11 protein-coding genes are annotated in these 17,305 nt (G+C 59.1%); 7 read left to right on the plus strand and 4 right to left on the minus strand.

Features of this window, described 5'->3' with window-relative positions:
- Positions 1 to 14 precede the first annotated feature (14 nt).
- The gene (gene nosR, locus ACEN8R_RS18690; protein ID WP_019581571.1) at positions 15 to 1,367 is read right to left on the minus strand and encodes a response regulator c-di-GMP phosphodiesterase, NosR family; all 1,353 of its coding nucleotides are present in this window, start codon (positions 1,365 to 1,367) and stop codon (positions 15 to 17) included.
- A 257-nt stretch (positions 1,368 to 1,624) separates the two neighbouring features.
- Here nosR and ACEN8R_RS18695 point away from each other — a divergent pair, with 257 nt between their 5' ends.
- From ACEN8R_RS18695 to ACEN8R_RS18720, 6 genes are all read left to right on the plus strand, one after another.
- The gene (locus ACEN8R_RS18695) at positions 1,625 to 3,931 is read left to right on the plus strand and encodes a GGDEF/EAL domain-containing response regulator (protein WP_138866884.1); all 2,307 of its coding nucleotides are present in this window, start codon (positions 1,625 to 1,627) and stop codon (positions 3,929 to 3,931) included.
- Entirely contained in the window at positions 3,928 to 5,790 is a 1,863-nt protein-coding gene (locus ACEN8R_RS18700; RefSeq protein WP_064616301.1) for a putative bifunctional diguanylate cyclase/phosphodiesterase, read from the plus strand. Before ACEN8R_RS18695 ends, ACEN8R_RS18700 begins: the two co-directional genes overlap by 4 nt.
- Positions 5,791 to 5,834: 44 nt before the next feature.
- Positions 5,835 to 6,794: a cytochrome-c peroxidase gene (locus ACEN8R_RS18705; RefSeq protein WP_018926634.1), complete on the plus strand. Its 960-nt coding sequence runs from the start codon at positions 5,835 to 5,837 to the stop codon at positions 6,792 to 6,794.
- A complete protein-coding gene (locus tag ACEN8R_RS18710) occupies positions 6,791 to 8,602 on the plus strand; it encodes a DAHL domain-containing sensor histidine kinase (RefSeq protein ID WP_495624248.1) in 1,812 nt (603 codons plus the stop codon). The genes ACEN8R_RS18705 and ACEN8R_RS18710 overlap by 4 nt, the downstream gene beginning before the upstream one ends.
- The gene (locus ACEN8R_RS18715; protein ID WP_477744522.1) at positions 8,599 to 10,005 is read left to right on the plus strand and encodes an ATP-binding protein; all 1,407 of its coding nucleotides are present in this window, start codon (positions 8,599 to 8,601) and stop codon (positions 10,003 to 10,005) included. The genes ACEN8R_RS18710 and ACEN8R_RS18715 overlap by 4 nt, the downstream gene beginning before the upstream one ends.
- A 280-nt stretch (positions 10,006 to 10,285) precedes the next feature.
- On the plus strand, positions 10,286 to 11,905 hold the full coding sequence (locus tag ACEN8R_RS18720) for an FMN-binding glutamate synthase family protein (protein WP_018926637.1): 1,620 nt from the start codon (positions 10,286 to 10,288) through the stop codon (positions 11,903 to 11,905).
- Here the strand turns inward: ACEN8R_RS18720 and ACEN8R_RS18725 are convergent.
- The 3 genes from ACEN8R_RS18725 to ACEN8R_RS18735 are packed head-to-tail and all read right to left on the minus strand — an operon-like array spanning position 11,883 to position 15,919.
- Entirely contained in the window at positions 11,883 to 13,478 is a 1,596-nt protein-coding gene (locus ACEN8R_RS18725) for a glycosyltransferase family 39 protein (RefSeq protein WP_495624249.1), read from the minus strand. The genes ACEN8R_RS18720 and ACEN8R_RS18725 overlap by 23 nt on opposite strands.
- Complete coding sequence (locus ACEN8R_RS18730; RefSeq protein WP_495624250.1) at positions 13,468 to 14,976, minus strand: glucosyltransferase domain-containing protein; 1,509 nt, start codon at positions 14,974 to 14,976, stop codon at positions 13,468 to 13,470. Before ACEN8R_RS18730 ends, ACEN8R_RS18725 begins: the two co-directional genes overlap by 11 nt.
- Before the next feature lies 1 nt (position 14,977).
- Positions 14,978 to 15,919 carry a glycosyltransferase family 2 protein gene (locus ACEN8R_RS18735; protein WP_018926640.1) on the minus strand — a complete coding sequence of 314 codons (942 nt, stop codon included), beginning with the start codon at positions 15,917 to 15,919 and terminating at the stop codon, positions 14,978 to 14,980.
- A 257-nt stretch (positions 15,920 to 16,176) separates the two neighbouring features.
- Here ACEN8R_RS18735 and ACEN8R_RS18740 point away from each other — a divergent pair, with 257 nt between their 5' ends.
- Entirely contained in the window at positions 16,177 to 17,301 is a 1,125-nt protein-coding gene (locus tag ACEN8R_RS18740; RefSeq protein WP_495624251.1) for an OpgC domain-containing protein, read from the plus strand.
- Positions 17,302 to 17,305 lie beyond the last annotated feature (4 nt).

Consider the following 17,305-nt stretch of genomic DNA (forward strand, 5'->3'; position numbering starts at 1 on the left):
TCGCTCCTACAGACTCAACTCGTCTCGAGAATCGCCACTTCCTCCGGCACTTTCACAAAAATGCTGTACTTGGCACCTTCCATCGCCTCGAACGCGATCAGTTTCTCCACCAGCGGCCCGTTCAACACCTTGCCGGCATTGAGCAGCAGCATGCCGTTGTCGGCATTCAGGTTGCGCGCCAGGATCATGCCCGCCGCCAAGTCCCGGGTGGTCAGCACCTTGACCGTCGGATCGGCCAGCGTCACATCGCTCAGGTAAGCAGCACAGACCTTAATGAAATCCTCCACCAGTTCCGGGTCATAGAGCCGACCGGCGTACTGGCGGATATACACCAGGGCTTCATCGCTGTTCATCTGCCGTTCGAGGATCAGCCCGCGCTGCAACTCGATGAAATCCACCGCCAGTTTCAGCAACCGTGAACCGAGCGGAATGGCCTCGCCCTTGAGCCGATCGGGAAAACCGCTGCCGTCCCAACGCTCCTGGTGATGCAGGATCAGCCGCGCGGCATCTTTCATCGGGTCGAGCGTCATCAGCAGCGACTCACTCTGCTTCGGATAACCCCGATAGCGCTCGCGGTCATTGTGATGCAGCAGATCCGAAGGCGTGCTCATCATGCTGTCGGTCCAGCTCAATTTACCGATGTTGTAGAGCGCCGCCGCCATGGTCAGGTCTCGACTGGTGGCTTCGTCCAAGTAATGGAGTTTGCAGTACACCCGCACCAGTTCGATGATCTGCCGGTTGGTCTGCTTGGCAGGTGGCAGGCGCAGGTTGGCCAGCAACGAAAACACTTCCGTGCCGGTGACATAGCTGCGTTTGAGCTCTTCGTAAGCCAGGTCCAGCATGTCAGCAGTCTGTTGCAGCTCGCTGGTGCGGGCCGCGACGTGTTTTTCCAGGGTGGTGTTGAGCAGCTTCAGTTTTTCGTTCTGGTCCCAGGTCTCCTGCACCAGACGCAACCGCTCACGCTCGGAATACTGATAGGCCAGCGATTGCCGCAGAGTCAGCAGCATTTCCTCATCGTGCCAGGGCTTGCTGATGTAACGATGGATCTGCCCTTCATTGATGGCTTTGATAATGGCCGAGGGGTCGGCATAACCGGTCAACATGATCCGGGTGGTGTCGGGGTAGCGCTGATGGACGTGGGCCAGCAGCGTGGCGCCGTCCATATTAGGCATTCGCGCGTCACTCATCACCAGATCGACCGACCGCTGCTCCATGATTTCCAGGGCCTGGGCACCGCTGGTGGCCAGCAGCACCTCGTAGGGCTGGCTGCGCAGCAGGCGGCGCAGGCTGTTGAGAATCGACTCCTCATCGTCGACCAGCAGTAACGTGGGTTTATCGGTCACAGTCGTGGGGAGCTGCTCTTCCATGGCGATACCTCAAGTGAAACCAGCCTCTTTATGTCAGGCGCGAAAAAACTTCCTCTGACTTTCCCGAGCCTGAGCTACAGGCTAGATGATTTTCCGACCGACTCCGCAAATGATTCGTTTCAGTCAACCGGGCGAATATCCGACCGGACGACTATGCTCAGGTCACTCGGATCCAAACGATGCCCGCTCCGTCCTGCACTCAGGGAAGGGATACCCTCTATGAGCTCATCGCACCAAACTGCTGTCGGTACAGGCGCATGTCAGTGAATACGCTGCTTGCGCGGACTAATCGTCGGATTCTCATCGTCGACGACACCGCGTCGATCCACGAGGATTTCGCCAAGATTCTCAGCCCGTCATCGATCGAAGACGACAGTCTGGCCAGCGCTGAAAACGCCCTGTTCGGCACCCCCGTGTCGGTATCGTCGCAAGGTTTTATCATCGAATCCGCGTTTCAGGGCCGTGAGGCGCTGGACAAGGTCGAGACCGCGCTGGCGAATGACTCACCCTACGCGATGGCCTTCATCGACATGCGCATGCCGCCGGGCTGGGACGGGCTGGAAACCATCGAACGCCTGTGGCAGGTCGATCCCAAGCTGCAAGTGGCGCTCTGCACCGCGTATTCCGACTATTCCTGGGAAGACATCGACGAGCGCCTGGATCTGGGCGATCGCCTGCTGATCCTGAAAAAACCGTTCGATGCCATCGAAATCCGCCAGATGGCCAGCGCATTGACCGCCAAGTGGCAAATGACCGAAGACGCGGCACTGAAGATGTCCCTGCTGGAGCAAGCGGTCGAGGAGCGCACCCGGGAGCTGTCCGACGCCAACATCATTGTGCAGAACAGCCCGACCATTCTGTATCGGCTGCGGGGCGAACCGTCGTTTCCGTTGATGTATATCTCCCACAACATCACCAAATACGGCCACATCGCGGCGGCCCTGGTGGCTTCTTCCAACTGGGCTCAGGAGCTGATCCATCCCGACGATCAAGAGAAAGTCGACACCGCCATGGCGCGGGTGCTGGACCGCCATGCAGCCGGTGCTTCCATCGAATTCCGGATGCGCACCGGCGACGGTGACTGGCGCTGGGTCGAAAACCGCTACATCCCGGTGCGCGACGATGAAGGCCGCTTGCTGGAAGTCGAAGGCATCATCATCGACATCACCGAACGCAAACTGGCCGAGGAAAAGATCGCCCTGCTGGCCCGCACCGACGGGCTGACCGGGCTGGCCAACCGCGCGACGCTGATCGAGCGCCTGCATCAGGCGTTCGCCGCCGCCCGGCGCGGGGCCACCCCGTTCGCCATGTTTTACCTGGACCTGGATCACTTCAAACGCATCAACGACACCCTGGGCCACCCGGTGGGTGACCTGTTGCTGCAGGAGGTCGCCCGACGGATCAAAACCTGCGTGCGGGAAAACGACGTGGTCGCCCGTCTGGGGGGCGACGAGTTCGCGATTCTGCAACTGGACGTCGGCGATCCGACCCAATCAGCGGCCCTGGCCGCCAAGGTCCGCGATGCACTGGTGCTGCCCTACTCCCTGGCCGGCAACGACGTGAGGGTCTCGGTCAGTATCGGCATCAGCAGCTACACCCAGGTCAGCCTCAGCGCCGACAGCCTGTTGACCCAGGCCGACATGGCGCTGTATCGCTCCAAGGAAAAGGGCCGCAACCAGTACCACTTCCACTCCGAGGAAATCAATCAGGAAGTGGTCGAGCGCATGACCATCGCCAACGACTTGAAAACCGCCATCGAACGCGACGAGCTCGAACTGCGTTACTGGCCGGAAGTAGACCTGAGCAGTGGCAAGATCCTCGGCATGGAAGCGCAGGTCAGCTGGAATCACCCCATACGCGGTTTACTGGAAGCCCCCGCATTCCTGCCCGCGGCGGAAAAGACCGGCATCATCATCGCCCTCGGTCACTGGGTGCTGGAGCGCGCCTGTCGGCAAATGCACCAGTGGCGCGATGAAGGCATGGCACCACCGGTGGTGGCGATAAAACTGTCCCTGGCCCAGCTCAAGAGTGGTCCCGAGCTGATCTATGACGTGTTGCGCACCACTGCCCGCTGGGATCTGTGCCCGTGGGACCTGCGTTTCGACGTCACCGAAGCGACCCTGGCCCAGACCAAGTGGACGCACAACGATATCCTGCCACGCCTGCGTGAGCTGGGGGTGAAGATCGCCATCGATGACTTCGGCACCGAATACTCTTCGTTCGACTACCTCAAGACTTACCAGGTCAATCACCTGAAACTCGCTCAGGCGTTCATCGACACCGCCGCCCACGACGCGGCCAGCGCCACCACCTTGCGGGCCATTATCAATTTCGCCCGCGACGTCGGGATCGGCATCATCGCCGAAGGTGTCGAAACCCAGGAGCAACGTACTTCGCTGATGGCCACCGGTTCACCGATGAATGCCCAGGGCTACTACTTCAGCAAAGCGGTCAGCAGCCAGCAGGCCGCCGAACTGTTGAAAGCCGGGAGCATCGTGTGCGCGAATCACAATCCCGGAGCAATGCCGGGTGATTCGCAACGTGCCACGGAGGACAAGGAATGAAAACTCCGTTCATCCAGGCCAACCGGCGCATTCTGATCATCGATGACACGCCCTCGATCCATGAGGACTTCCGCAAGATCCTGGGCGCCGATACCGACGATGAACTCACCCTCGCCGGCACTGAAGCCGCGCTGTTCGACACCCCACAAACGACTCGGCTGGTCTTCCAGCTCGACTCCGCCTATCAGGGCCAGGAAGCACTCAAACTGGTCAAGCGGGCCCAGGCAGAAGGTCGCCCTTACGCCATGGCGTTCACCGACATGCGCATGCCGCCTGGCTGGGATGGTCTGGAAACCATCGAGCGGCTCTGGAAGGTCGACCCTAACCTGCAAATCGCGCTGTGCACGGCGTTCTCCGATTACACCTGGGAAGCCATGGCCGAACGGCTGGAGTTCGGCGATCAGTTGCTGGTGTTGAAGAAACCTTTCGACAGCCTGGAAATCCGCCAGATGGCCAGCGCCCTGACCTGGAAGTGGCAGATGGCGCAGGACGCGGCGATGAAAGTGCTGAGCCTTGAGCAAACCATCGAAGCCCGGGTCCACGAACTGCTCAAGGTGTCTCATCTGTTGCAGTACGACGTGTTGACCGAGCTGCCCAACAGCACCTTGCTGGGTGACCGGCTGAACCAGTCCCTGGCCTTGTCCAGACGCCATGACAAACAACTGGCGGTGATGTTTCTGGGGCTCGACCGCTTCAAGCGCATCAACAATGCGTTGGGCCACCCGACCGGTGACGAGATGCTCAAGCGTGTCGGGCAAAGCCTGGTGGCCTGCGTGCGCGCCTCCGACTCGGTGTTTCGCTACGGCTCCGACGAATTTGTGGTGATCCTGGCCGACATCCACCACCCCCAACAGACCAAGGGCATCGCCGAAAAACTGTTGAACGCCATACGTGCGCCCCAGCACGTCGCCGGGCACGACTTGAGCGTGACGGCCAGCCTGGGCATCAGCATCTATCCGGATGACGGTTTCGATGCCATCGCACTGATCAAGAAAGCCGAAACCGCGATGCGCAACGTCAAGGAAAGCGGCCCCAACGATTTCAGCTTTTTCATCGATGAGATGAACCAGCGCGCGCGGGAACAGCAGACCATCGAGTCGGGGATTCGCCTGGCACTGGAGCGGAACGAGTTTGTCCTGCACTACCAACCGAAACTCGACCTGGGCAGCGGCAAGGTGGTCGGCGCCGAGGCGTTGATCCGCTGGCAAAAACCGGGGCACGGCTGGATCTACCCGACAGACTTCATTGCAGTGGCCGAAGACAGCGGCTTGATCGTGCCGTTAAGCAAATGGGTGCTGGCCCAGGCCTGTCGGCAAGCCCGTACCTGGCAGGCAAAAGGCCTGCCGAATCTGTGCATGTCGGTGAACGTGTCGGCCATCGATTTCCGCCAGCGGGATTTTGTCGACGGCATCGAACAGATACTCCAGAACACAGGCATGGACCCGGCCTTGCTGGAGCTGGAAATTACCGAAGGCGTATTGATGCAGAACGTCGATGCCACGATGGTCGCGCTGAGTCGGCTCAAGGCATTGGGGGTACGGCTGGCCATCGATGACTTCGGCACCGGCTATTCCAGCCTGAGTTACTTGCAACGGTTTCCCATCGATGTACTGAAAATCGATCAATCGTTCATTCGTGGCCTGGGCCGTGACAGCAACGACGCGGCTCTGGTCGGCGCCATCATCAGCCTGGGCAAAAGCCTCAATCTGACGGTCATTGCCGAAGGGGTGGAAACCCTCGAACAACTGAACTTTCTCAAGGCGCTCCATTGCGAGGAAGGCCAGGGTTACTACTTCAGCAAAGCCGTGGAGCCGGACGCCTTCGTGCAATACCTGACCTCCGTAAAGCCCCTCTCCTGAACGATGTGCAACGACACACAGGCCCTGAGCCAAGGAATCACAAGATGTCACGTTCCTTCTGCTACTTGCTCCTTGCGCCTCTACTCGGTTGTTGTCTGATAGCCAGTGGCGCACCGCTGGACGAACCGCTCAAACCCTTGCCCGCAGTGCCCGAGCAGAATCCCTTGCAAGTCGAACTCGGTCGCCGGTTGTTCAACGAACCACGGCTGTCGGTCAACAACAGCCTGTCCTGCGCCAGTTGCCATCGTCTGGAAATCGGCGGTGCCGACGACAAGGCGTTGTCCACTGGCTTCAAGGGCGATCCCTTGACGATCAATACCCCGAGCGTGTTCAACGCGAGCCTGAACTTCCGGCAATTCTGGAATGGCCGCGCCGATTCTCTGGAAACCCAGGCCCACGAAGTGGTGCAGAGCCCCAGTGAAATGGGCAGTCATTGGGAACAAGTGGTCCAGATGCTCTCCGCCGACCCGGATTACAAAAACGCTTTCACCAAGGCCTACCCGGACGGCGTCACCATGAACAATGTGCAAAGTGCCCTGGCCACCTACGAGCGCACGCTGATCAGTGCCAACTCGCGCTTCGACCAATACCTGTCGGGCAATACCGAGATCCTCACGACTGACGAGAAATACGGTTACCAACGCTTCAAGGACTACGGCTGCATTGCCTGCCATCAGGGGGTGAACATCGGCGGCAACATGTTCCAGAAGTTCGGGGTGATGGGCGATTACTTTCAGGCTCGAGGCAACCCCACCGAAGCCGATCTGGGCCGCTATCTGGTCACCAAGGCTGAAGAGGATCGCAACGTGTTCAAGGTGCCGAGCCTGCGCAATGTCGCCGTGACCGCGCCGTACTTTCACGACGGCTCGGCTAAAACCCTCGAAGAAGCGGTAGACGTGATGTTCAAGTTCCAGCTCGGTCGTGTGCCCTCCGACAAGGACAAGGACCTGATCATCAAATTCCTCAAGACCCTGACCGGTGAATGGGGAGGCAAACCTTTATGAAAACTTTCCCCCGTCGCAACCTGGCACTGCTCGCAGCCGTGGCCGTACTGCTGGCCTCGACGCTGTTGTTCCTGTACCTCAAGTCCAGCTCGAACGAGACGTCGACCTACGCCGAATCCCGGGACTTGATCGGTCGGATCAAACAGTTGAACGCGCAATGGGAAACCGAGATTCTCAAGGCCAGGATCGCCATCAGTCACAACTACGATCCACTGGTGACACCGCTGAGCGAGATGACGCGCCTGTGGCAGCGGTTCGAGAGCATGGAGTCCAATCACGGCCGCAACGACACGCCGACCTGGCGTGCCAGTCATGAGGCATACCTTGCCGCCATCCAGGAAAAAACCCGGCTGGTGGAGCAATTCAAATCCCACAACGCGGTGCTGCGCAACTCACTGGCGTTCCTGCCCACGGCCGAAGACGACATCCAGCAACCACTCGCCCAATTGTCAGATGAAGACAAGCTGCAACTGCAGAACATCGCCACCGACACTTACGACTTGCTGCTCAGCAGCCTGGAATTCGCCCAGGTCACCTCCGACGATAAAGCGGCGGATATTCTGCTGGGGATGAACAAACTGGGGGTTAACAAGCAACGATTGCCGGAGCAGTTTCACAGCCCGATCGATATTTTGAGTAACCACGTCACCCTGATCCTGCGTGAGCAACCGGTGGTCAATCGGTTACTGGAAAACATCGAGGCCATTCCCGTGGCCGAACGACTGGACGACATTACCGGCCTGCTGAACGAAGACCAGCAGCAAACCGATGCCATCGACCAGCGCTACCACTTCTACATGCTGGTGTTTTCGACGCTGCTGGTGCTGGTGCTGGTGTACCTGGCAATCCGCCTGATGCGCAGCTTCGGGGAGACTCAGCGGGTCAACAAAGAACTGCAAACCGCCAACGAAGTCCTCGAACAACGGGTCGAAGAGCGCACTCGCGAACTCAAGGATACCCAGAGCGAATTGCTCGACACCGCGCGTCAGGCCGGCATGGCCGAAATCGCCACCAACGTGCTGCACAACGTCGGCAACGTGCTCAACAGCGTGAACATCTCGGCCGATCTGGTCAGCCGCCGGCTGCGTAGCAGCAAGGCCCAGGGGCTGGGCAAGGCGATGCAGCTGATCAACGAGCATCAAAGCGACCTCGGCACTTTTCTGACCCAGAACGAAAAAGGAAAACTACTGCCAGGCTATTTGAATCAACTGGTGGAGGCGATTGCCCTCGAACAGCAAGGCATGACCGAGGAACTCGCGCAGTTGAGCAAAAGCGTCGATCACATCAAAGACATCGTCGCCACCCAGCAGTCCTACGCGGGGGCCAACAACCTGGTGGAACCGCTGTACATCAGCGAATTGCTCGAGGACGCCCTGCGCATGAACGCAGGCGCCTTGACCCGGCATCACGTCACGGTGGTCAAGGAGTACGGCGACGTACCGCAAGTGATGGGCGACAAGCACCGCTTGTTGCTGATCCTGATCAACCTGATCAGCAACGCCAAATACGCCATGTCCGACCTCAGCAACCGAGCCCGACAGATCACCCTTGGGGTAAAAGTCGTCGAGGACACGATCCTGCAAATCAGCGTCAAGGATGACGGCGAAGGCATTGCGCCGGAAAACATGACGCGGATCTTTGCCCACGGTTTCACCACCCGCAAGGAAGGCCACGGCTTCGGCCTGCACAGCTGTGCGCTGGCCGCGATCGAAATGAACGGCCATCTCACCGCCCACAGCGACGGACCGGGCAAGGGCGCCCTGTTCACCTTGCAGATCCCGTTGAACCCCGTCATGGAGGAAGCATGAGCGACCTATCGAACCGCCGCATTCTGCTGATCGACGACACCCCGTCCATCCATGATGACTTTCGCAAAATCCTCACCCCAACCTCGGCCAAACATGCAGAACTGGACGAAATGGAGGCCGCGCTGTTCGGCAGCGAAGTGAAATCCACCCAACCGCTGTTCGAACTGGATTCGGCCTACGGCGGTCAGGAGGGCCTGGGCAAACTCGTCCAGGCCTTACAGGAAAACCGTCCCTACGCCCTGGCCTTCGTCGACATGCGCATGCCCGAGGGCTGGGACGGTGCACAGACCATCGAACACCTGTGGCAGGAAGACCCGAGCCTGCAAGTGGTGGTGTGTACCGCCTATTCCGACTATTCGTGGGATGAACTGCTGGAGCGCCTGCACGCCCACGACCGCCTGCTGATTCTGAAAAAACCGTTCGACAATATCGAAGTCCAGCAGATGGCCAATACCTTGCTCACCAAATGGGACATGACCGAACGGGCGTCTATCCAGATGAGCCATCTGGAGCATCTGGTGGATCAGCGCACGGCCCAGTTCAAACAGGCCAGCGAAGCATTGCAGCGGGAAATCGACGAGCGCAAACAATTGGAAAGCCAACTGGTGCAGTCGGAAAAACTCGCCTCGCTGGGGCAACTGGCGGCGGGTGTCGCCCATGAAATCAATAATCCCATCGGCTTCATTTCCTCCAACCTCGGCACCCTCGATGGCTATTTCAAGCAACTGCAGACCATGCTCGATGCCTATCGGGAGGCGGAGGCGGCCATTACCTCAAGCGAGGTCCTCGAACGTCTCGGCCAGCTCCGGGAAAAGGTCGAGCTGGAGTTTCTGCGCGAAGACATTCCGCTGCTGATCAAGGAGTCCAAGGACGGCATCAATCGGGTCGGGCAGATCGTCAAAGACTTGAAGGACTTCTCCCGCGTCGACTCCAATCAGGAATGGCAGTGGACCAACCTGCAACAGGGCATCGAGTCGACGCTGAACATCGTCGCCAATGAACTCAAGTACAAGGCCGATGTGGTGAAGGAGTATCAAACGCTGCCTGACATCGAATGCCTGCCGTCGCAGATCAATCAGGTGATCATGAACCTGATCGTCAACGCGTCTCAGGCCATGGGGCCGGAACGGGGCACCATCACCCTGCGTACCGGGCTTGAAGGTGAAACGGTGTCGATCGAAGTCGCGGACACCGGATCAGGCATCGAACCGGAATGCCTGCAGAAGATATTCGACCCGTTCTACACCACCAAACCGGTGGGCCAGGGGACAGGGCTCGGGTTGTCCCTGTCCTATGGCATCGTGAAAAAACACCGGGGCGACATTTCGGTACGCAGCGAAGTCGGCGTGGGTACCACGTTTCGGGTCGAGCTGCCGGTGCGCCAATCGAAAGCGGCTGTCTGACCAGCCGAACAAGGGATCAAATCTCAATCCAGGCTGTTTTCGTTTATTCTCCAGGCGCAGAATGCCAGACGCTCTGTGCTAACACAGGAGATCTCTGTGGCGAGGGAGCTTGCTCCCGCTGGATCGCGAAGCGATCCCAAAACAGGCAATGCGTTCAGTCAGACAAATCCCGTCAGCAGGTTTTGCGACTGCTGCGCAGCCGAGCGGGAGCAAGCTCCCTCGCCACAAAAGCCTGTATACCACGGTCCATCATGACCGAGTCCGAACCCAAGGAAACCGTATGAGCCTGTCACTCCTGAGCCGCTACGCCTTCTTTGCCGTCTGTGTGATATTCACCCTCGCCAGCCTGCCCTTCCTGGCATACGACTGGCTCTGGCCGATCGCCGCCGTCACCGGCGTCCTCAGCCTGGTGGGCCTGTTCGACCTGCTGCAAAGCCCTCATGCGGTGCGCCGCAACTACCCGATCCTGGGCAATATCCGTTATCTGGTGGAGGGCATTCGCCCGGAAATCCGCCAGTACCTGCTCGAATCCGACAGCGATGCCCTGCCCTTCTCCCGGGCCCAGCGTTCGCTGGTGTATTCACGGGCCAAGAACGAGAGTGCCGATAAACCTTTCGGCACGCTGATCGACGTGTATCAGTCGGGTTTCGAATTCATCGGCCACTCGATGCGCCCGGCGCCGTTGAGCGACCCGAGCAGTTTCCGGGTGATGGTCGGCGGTCCGCAGTGCACCCAGCCGTACTCGGCATCGGTGTTCAACATCTCGGCCATGAGCTTCGGTTCCCTCAGCGCCAACGCCATTCGCGCGTTGAACCAGGGCGCCAAACTCGGCAACTTCGCCCATGACACCGGCGAAGGCAGCATCAGCCCCTATCACCGGGAAAACGGCGGCGACCTGACCTGGGAACTGGGCAGCGGCTACTTCGGCTGCCGCACCGCCGATGGCCGCTTCGACCCGGAACGCTTCGCCGCCCAGGCACAGAACCCGCAAGTGCGGATGATCGAAATCAAAATGAGCCAAGGCGCCAAACCCGGCCACGGCGGGATTCTGCCCAAGCACAAAGTCACCCAGGAAATCGCCGAAACCCGTGGCATCCCGATGGGCGAAGACTGCATTTCGCCGTCGCGCCACAGCGCGTTTTCCACGCCGATCGAAATGATGCACTTCATCGCGCAACTGCGTGAACTGTCCGGCGGCAAACCGGTGGGCTTCAAGTTCTGCCTGGGCCACCCGTGGGAATTCATGGGCATCGCCAAGGCCATGCTGGAAACCGGCATCCTCCCGGACTTCATCGTGGTCGACGGCAAGGAAGGTGGCACCGGCGCCGCGCCCGTGGAATTCACCGACCACATCGGCGTACCGATGCGTGAAGGCCTGTTGTTCGTGCACAACACCCTGGTGGGCCTGAACCTGCGGGACAAGATCAAACTCGGCGCCAGCGGCAAAATCGTCAGTGCCTTCGACATCGCCAGCGTCCTGGCCATCGGTGCCGACTGGGCCAACTCGGCGCGCGGCTTCATGTTCGCCATCGGCTGCATCCAGTCACAAAGCTGCCACACCAACAAATGCCCGACCGGCGTCGCCACCCAGGACACCCTGCGCCAGCGCGCGCTGGTCGTTCCGGACAAGGCCCAGCGTGTGTACAACTTCCATCGCAATACACTGAAGGCCCTGGCCGAAATGCTCGCCGCCGCAGGCCTCGACCATCCTTCACAGCTGTCGGCCAAGCATCTGGTGCGACGCATGTCGGCGACCGAGATCAAGCTGTTCTCGCAGCTGCATGTGTTCTTGAAACCGGGGGAATTGCTCACTGGCGAAGTGAACGGCGAGTTTTATTCGCGGATGTGGCAGATGGCACGGGCGGACAGTTTTGAGCCTAACGAAACGGCTGCCGCATAGGGTGTTTTTGCGCGCCGACCTCAACGGTTGGCGCTCCCTCCAGAATGAACAAACGAGCCTCACTGTCTCCCTCTTTCAACGTCAGCACCTGTTTCCAGTGTTCGGGAAACAAGGCGTCATGTTCAGGGCGCACATAACCCGTTACCCACCAGACCCTCTTGGCGTTCAGTTTCAGGGTCGAAAAGTCATTGAAGAGAATCCAGAGCAGGTGGCGGGGAATGAGTGCCCAACCACCGTATTCGGCGGTTCCCCACAGGGTGCCGGTCGGCGATTTGACGACGTATAGCCTTGGTTGAATGCCGGTGGCGTTGTAGTAGGTGAACGGCAAGTACCAATACAGGTTATCCACAACGATTTCGTCATCCGGATGGGCTTCACGACTGAGTCCGGCGACCACGGCGTCCAGTTTCGCGTCTCTGCGAATGCTGGTGCCGTTCATCTCATCCGTTTGTGCGTAAATCGCCGACAGCCCGTGCACTTCCACCAAGACAATAAAAACCATGGCGACAGCAGCTAGGACAGCGTGGCGTTGGCTCAATGCGTCCAGTGCGAGCGCAACGATAAGGGGCAACGCAGCGGCGGCGAATACCAGGTACCTGGCATTGAAAACCGGCACGATCAGCGACACCAGAAACACGGTCAGCGCCGGCACAAAAAAATAGCCCACCAGCAAAACACTGAAGGGTCGCTCGTTGCGTGCCTTGAACAGTACGGCAGCGGCGCAAACCATGATCAAAACCAAGGGTGTCGCGCGCCATAAGTCACTGGTCGAACCCTCCATCACCACCAGTTGCCAAACGAAGGTCAGCACCGTCGGCCAGGTCAGCGGCGGTATCCATTCGAGCCCGTCCATTCGCAGCAATTGACTGACGAGAGGCGGTGCCCACGGCAGGTACAACACGACGATTGCACTGTTTACCAGTATCCACGCACGTACGGGGACCGTGTCCTGGACCTTGCGCACCCGCCACCAAAAAAGCCAATGCACCAACACGCACAATGCGGCGAAGTAGTGCGTGTAAAAAGCCGCCGTCATCAGCAACACGTAAACGGCCGGGTAACGCTTTTGATCCGGCGCCTTGACCCAGCACACCAGCGCCACAGTCGCCCCCATCAGCCAAAACCCCAGCAAGGTATACATTCGCACTTCCTGGCTGTAGCGCACCGATATCGGCAGCAACGCCAACAACAATGCTGCGATCCAGATCGCCTTTCGCGTCGCCAACAGGCTCATCAATTTAATGCCCAGCAACAGCGTGCCGACATCAGCCAGTGCGCTCAGGGACCGCGCAGATAACACGCCATGACCGAACAGCACCATCCAGTAATGCAGCAAGACATAGTAAAGCGGCGGATGAACATCCCGAGCCGTCGTGGCCCAGATGTACGCAGGCGAGCCCTCGGCCAGCAGTATGCTGTAAGCCTCGTCGTACCAGATGACCGGCACGGTGATGGCGTGAAATCTCGCCAACAATGCGATCGCCAGCACCCCCAGCAAACCCGCACCGTCGGCAACCCCGGATGGCAAGCGTTTGAGATAGATCGCGGGAGCGCTCACCGTTTCACCACGCAAGCGTGGCGATCGGCGTCGGCTCTTTCATCACGATGAAACCGTAGTCACCCAACAGATAGAGGTTGTAGAACTTGTTATCCACCAGCGGTGGATAACCCTGATAACCCATCAACGTCGCGTTGCGTCGCTCCCGCTCCGCGACCACGTTGGTGATGCCCGCTTTCGGCAGGTTTTCCGCCAGCATGTAGAAGTTGATGTTCAGCAGATAATGCAAAACCGGCATCCGCTTGAACGAGCCCGCAGCCTCCACCAGCCAGTGATCGGAATAACTCACCGACATGTAAATGCGCTTGGCCTCGCGCAGTTGCCGATGGGATGCAATGTCATGCCCCAGGGAAAACAACGCGCTGGAGGCAAAGGTGTTCTGCACCGACAGCACGCGACCATAGGCGTAGGACAGCGAAAGCATGGCCAGCAGCGGAACCACCAACAGCAGCGTCAGCCGCTCATGAATATGTGCCAGCGCCAGATGGCTCAAATAGAACAGCAGCACCAACAGCACCGCGAACCCCATCAAGGTTCTGGCGCCTTCATTGAAATCCCGGAAAAACAACACAGCCCCCGACACTAGAAAAATCACGGTCGGCACAGTCAGCACACATGCCAGGCCCATCAGCACTTTTCTCAACGCCGTGTCCTGGCGTGCCACCACGTTCCGGGCCAGCCGTACGCTGCCCGCGATGGCACACAACAGCAGCACGGCGAACACCCAGGTGAATCCACCGTGAAACAGCAGCACGACTTTTTCCAGCACGCGGCCGATGTTGATTTCCAGTTGCAGCCAGGGTGCTGCCGCCCAGTTCAGGAACAAAACACGGGTCTGATCCATGAATGGATAAGCGGTGACGCTGTAGATCAAGCCGCCGAGCAACACCTGGGCGAGTTTCCAGCCGATCAACTCGCACCATTGCGGCCAGGCCCATTTATCGTTCGCGCCCCTGAGCAGTTCGAGGCAACACAGGCCCAGAAATACATTAATACTCACCTGATAGAGCCCCAGCCCCAGGGCAATCAGGAAGGACGGCACCAGCCATTGCAGGATGCGCGAAGGATGACGAAACGTGATCGCATAGATCACCGCCACCAGGCTCAAGGCATTGGCCGGTCCGTCGTATTGATACGACAGGTTCTGCAGGAAGAACGGGTTGTACCAAAGCGGCAACACCACCATGCAGCAGGATAGCGTCGGCTGCGGGTAGTAATGAAACGTCAGGCTGGTCAACGCAAAAGTCATGGCCAGGGAGGCGATCAACAGCGGCAATGGAAAGATGTTCGGTGCGGCATCGCTAAAGGTCAGTGCGTTGTAAAACAGCTCGGTGAATAACCGCCCCTGCCCCACCCAGTCCGTGCCGGCAGACAGCGAACGCCAGTTGTCATCGATGTAGGGATAGTCGGCGAGGATCAGCGGAATGACATAGATCAGCGTCGCGAGTTGAAAAAACAGCCAGACCCGACGACGGCCGATTTCGCCGCTGAAAAAATCGCTCAGTCTGCCCATGCTAAAGCCCGACCCGGTCTTTGCCGCCGATGACGTCTTTGATCACATACCGGGGCCGATGCTTGGCTTCGATGTAGATGCGACCGACATACTCTCCAAGAATGCCGATGCCGATCAGTTGCACACCGCCCAGAAACAATATGGCCGTCATCAATGAAGGGTAACCGGGGACGCTGTTGCCGAAGAAAATCTTGTCCAGCACCATGTACACCGCATACAGCACCGCGAAGATTGAAATGCCGCCGCCGATGTAAGTCCACAACTGCAAGGGTACGGTGCTGAACGAGGTAATGCCTTCCAGCGCCAGGTTCCACAGCTTCCAGCCATTGAATTTGCTGCGTCCCGCCACCCGCTGGGCCCGCTCGTACTCCACCACCACGGTGGTGAAACCGGCCCATGACAGAACGCCTTTCATGAACAACTGATGCTCGGGGAGTGCGCGAATCACATTGACCACCTTGCGATCCATGAGGCGGAAATCCCCGACGTTCTCTTCGATACGGGTGTAGGAAATCCTGTTCAGCAGGTGGTAGAACATTGCCGCACTGTGGCGTTTCAGGTAACTGTCGCTGGCACGGTCCCGGCGCTTGGCGAGTACCACATCGGCACCTTTTTGCCACTCGGCAATCAACCGTGGAATGACGCTGATCGGGTCCTGCAGGTCCACGTCCATGGGGATCACCGCATCGCCAGTGGCGTACTCCAGCCCGGCAAACAACGCCGGCTCCTTGCCGAAGTTGCGCGAGAAATTGATCAGCAATACCTGTTCATCGACCTGGGCCAGCGCCTTGGCCTGCTCAGCCGTCTGATCGGTACTGCCGTCGTTGATGAACACGATCTCGACTTCATAAGGGTCAAGTTTCAACTCACGACGCACCGCCTGGTGGAACAGACTGATCGCCTGCTCTTCGTTGAATACCGGGACAATCAGCGAAACCTTCACGTTTCACACTCCTGAGAACCGAAGTGTAGATGCTCGCCAGATGCCATCATGGGGAGTTCTGGTGCGCGGACAGTCCGGCAGACCGACGGCCACATCGTTCGATCCGTTCGCTATAAGCATCTGAGACATTCGGTAATATCCAGTCTTTTGCAATTGCCTGTGAATAACGGCACCCTGCGCGCCGCCAATGTGCGGCGCCCCCTCTTTTGCGGCGCCGGCAACTCCTTATTCAACAGCCCGTTCAAGAGCCCGCCTTCATGACGTCTGGACGCGATCACCGAATCGACTTTTTCCGCGGCCTGGCCCTGATCTTTATCTTCTGGGACCACGTGCCGCAGAACCCGCTCGCGCAGTTCACGGTGCGTAACTTCGGCTTCAGCGATGCGGCGGAGATTTTCGTGTTCCTGGCCGGTTACGCGGCCGTGCTGGCCTACGGCAAGATCGCCCGGCGCGACGGGCTCATGGTCGCCACGGTGAAAATCCTGCGACGCGCCTGGGTGCTTTATGTAGTGCACATCTTTTTGCTGGCGCTGCTGATGGGCATCGTGTTTTTCGCCAACAGCCACGTGGAAACCCGCGATCTGGTGCAGGAAATGGGCTTGCAGTATTTCCTCAGCAATCCGCAGCAGGCGTTGATGGACGAGTTGCTGCTGCGCTTCAAGCCGAACCTGATGGACCCGTTGCCACTGTACATTCTGTTGCTGCTCGGCCTGCCGCTGGTACTGCCGATACTGCTGCGCAAGGCGGAATACGTGGTGGGGCTGTCGGTGGTGTTGTACCTGCTGGCGCCATGGTTGCAGTGGAACCTGGCGGGCACCGACGGGGGCGTGTGGTTTTTCAATCCGATGGCCTGGCAGCTGCTGTTTATTCTCGGGGGCGCGGCGGCGATTCACCGGCAAAGGCCTCGGGCGCCGCAACCTCGACCGCTGACTCGACAGCCGGTTCTCATCGCGGCTCTGACCTATCTGGTAATGACCGGGATGATCGCGCTGTCGTGGAAATGGCCGACCGTGCATGACGCGTTCATGCCCCAATGGCTCGGCGAATGGCTCTATCCGATCAGCAAGACCAACCTCTCACCGGCGCGTCTGCTGCACTTCCTCGCCCTCGCCTACGTCACCGCCAGGTTGTTGCCGAACACGGGCTGGACGCAACACTGGCTGGCGCGACAAAGCTGTCGCATGGGCCGATATTCCCTGGAGGTGTTTTGTTTTGGTGTGTTGCTGGCGCCGTTGGCGGACATGCTCAATGCCTTGGGTGGGAACGTATTGGCGATGCAGCTATTCAGCGCAATGTTGGGGGTCGGGTTGATGGCGTTGCTGGGGGCCTGGCTGGACTTCAATAAGCGGTTGAACATGCCGATACCCGTGGCAGCCGTTTAAATGC

This window comes from Pseudomonas sp. Pseusp15 (assembly GCF_059492165.1).

Excerpts from the sequence above, each read along its gene's own strand:
- nosR (WP_019581571.1), bottom strand. The coding sequence starts at position 1,367 with ATGGAAGAGCAGCTCCCCACGACTGTGACCGATAAACCCACGTTACTG.
- ACEN8R_RS18695 (WP_138866884.1), top strand. The coding sequence starts at position 1,625 with ATGTCAGTGAATACGCTGCTTGCGCGGACTAATCGTCGGATTCTCATC.
- ACEN8R_RS18700 (WP_064616301.1), top strand. The coding sequence starts at position 3,928 with ATGAAAACTCCGTTCATCCAGGCCAACCGGCGCATTCTGATCATCGAT.
- ACEN8R_RS18705 (WP_018926634.1), top strand. The coding sequence starts at position 5,835 with ATGTCACGTTCCTTCTGCTACTTGCTCCTTGCGCCTCTACTCGGTTGT.
- ACEN8R_RS18710 (WP_495624248.1), top strand. The coding sequence starts at position 6,791 with ATGAAAACTTTCCCCCGTCGCAACCTGGCACTGCTCGCAGCCGTGGCC.
- ACEN8R_RS18715 (WP_477744522.1), top strand. The coding sequence starts at position 8,599 with ATGAGCGACCTATCGAACCGCCGCATTCTGCTGATCGACGACACCCCG.
- ACEN8R_RS18720 (WP_018926637.1), top strand. The coding sequence starts at position 10,286 with ATGAGCCTGTCACTCCTGAGCCGCTACGCCTTCTTTGCCGTCTGTGTG.
- ACEN8R_RS18730 (WP_495624250.1), bottom strand. The coding sequence starts at position 14,976 with ATGGGCAGACTGAGCGATTTTTTCAGCGGCGAAATCGGCCGTCGTCGG.
- ACEN8R_RS18740 (WP_495624251.1), top strand. The coding sequence starts at position 16,177 with ATGACGTCTGGACGCGATCACCGAATCGACTTTTTCCGCGGCCTGGCC.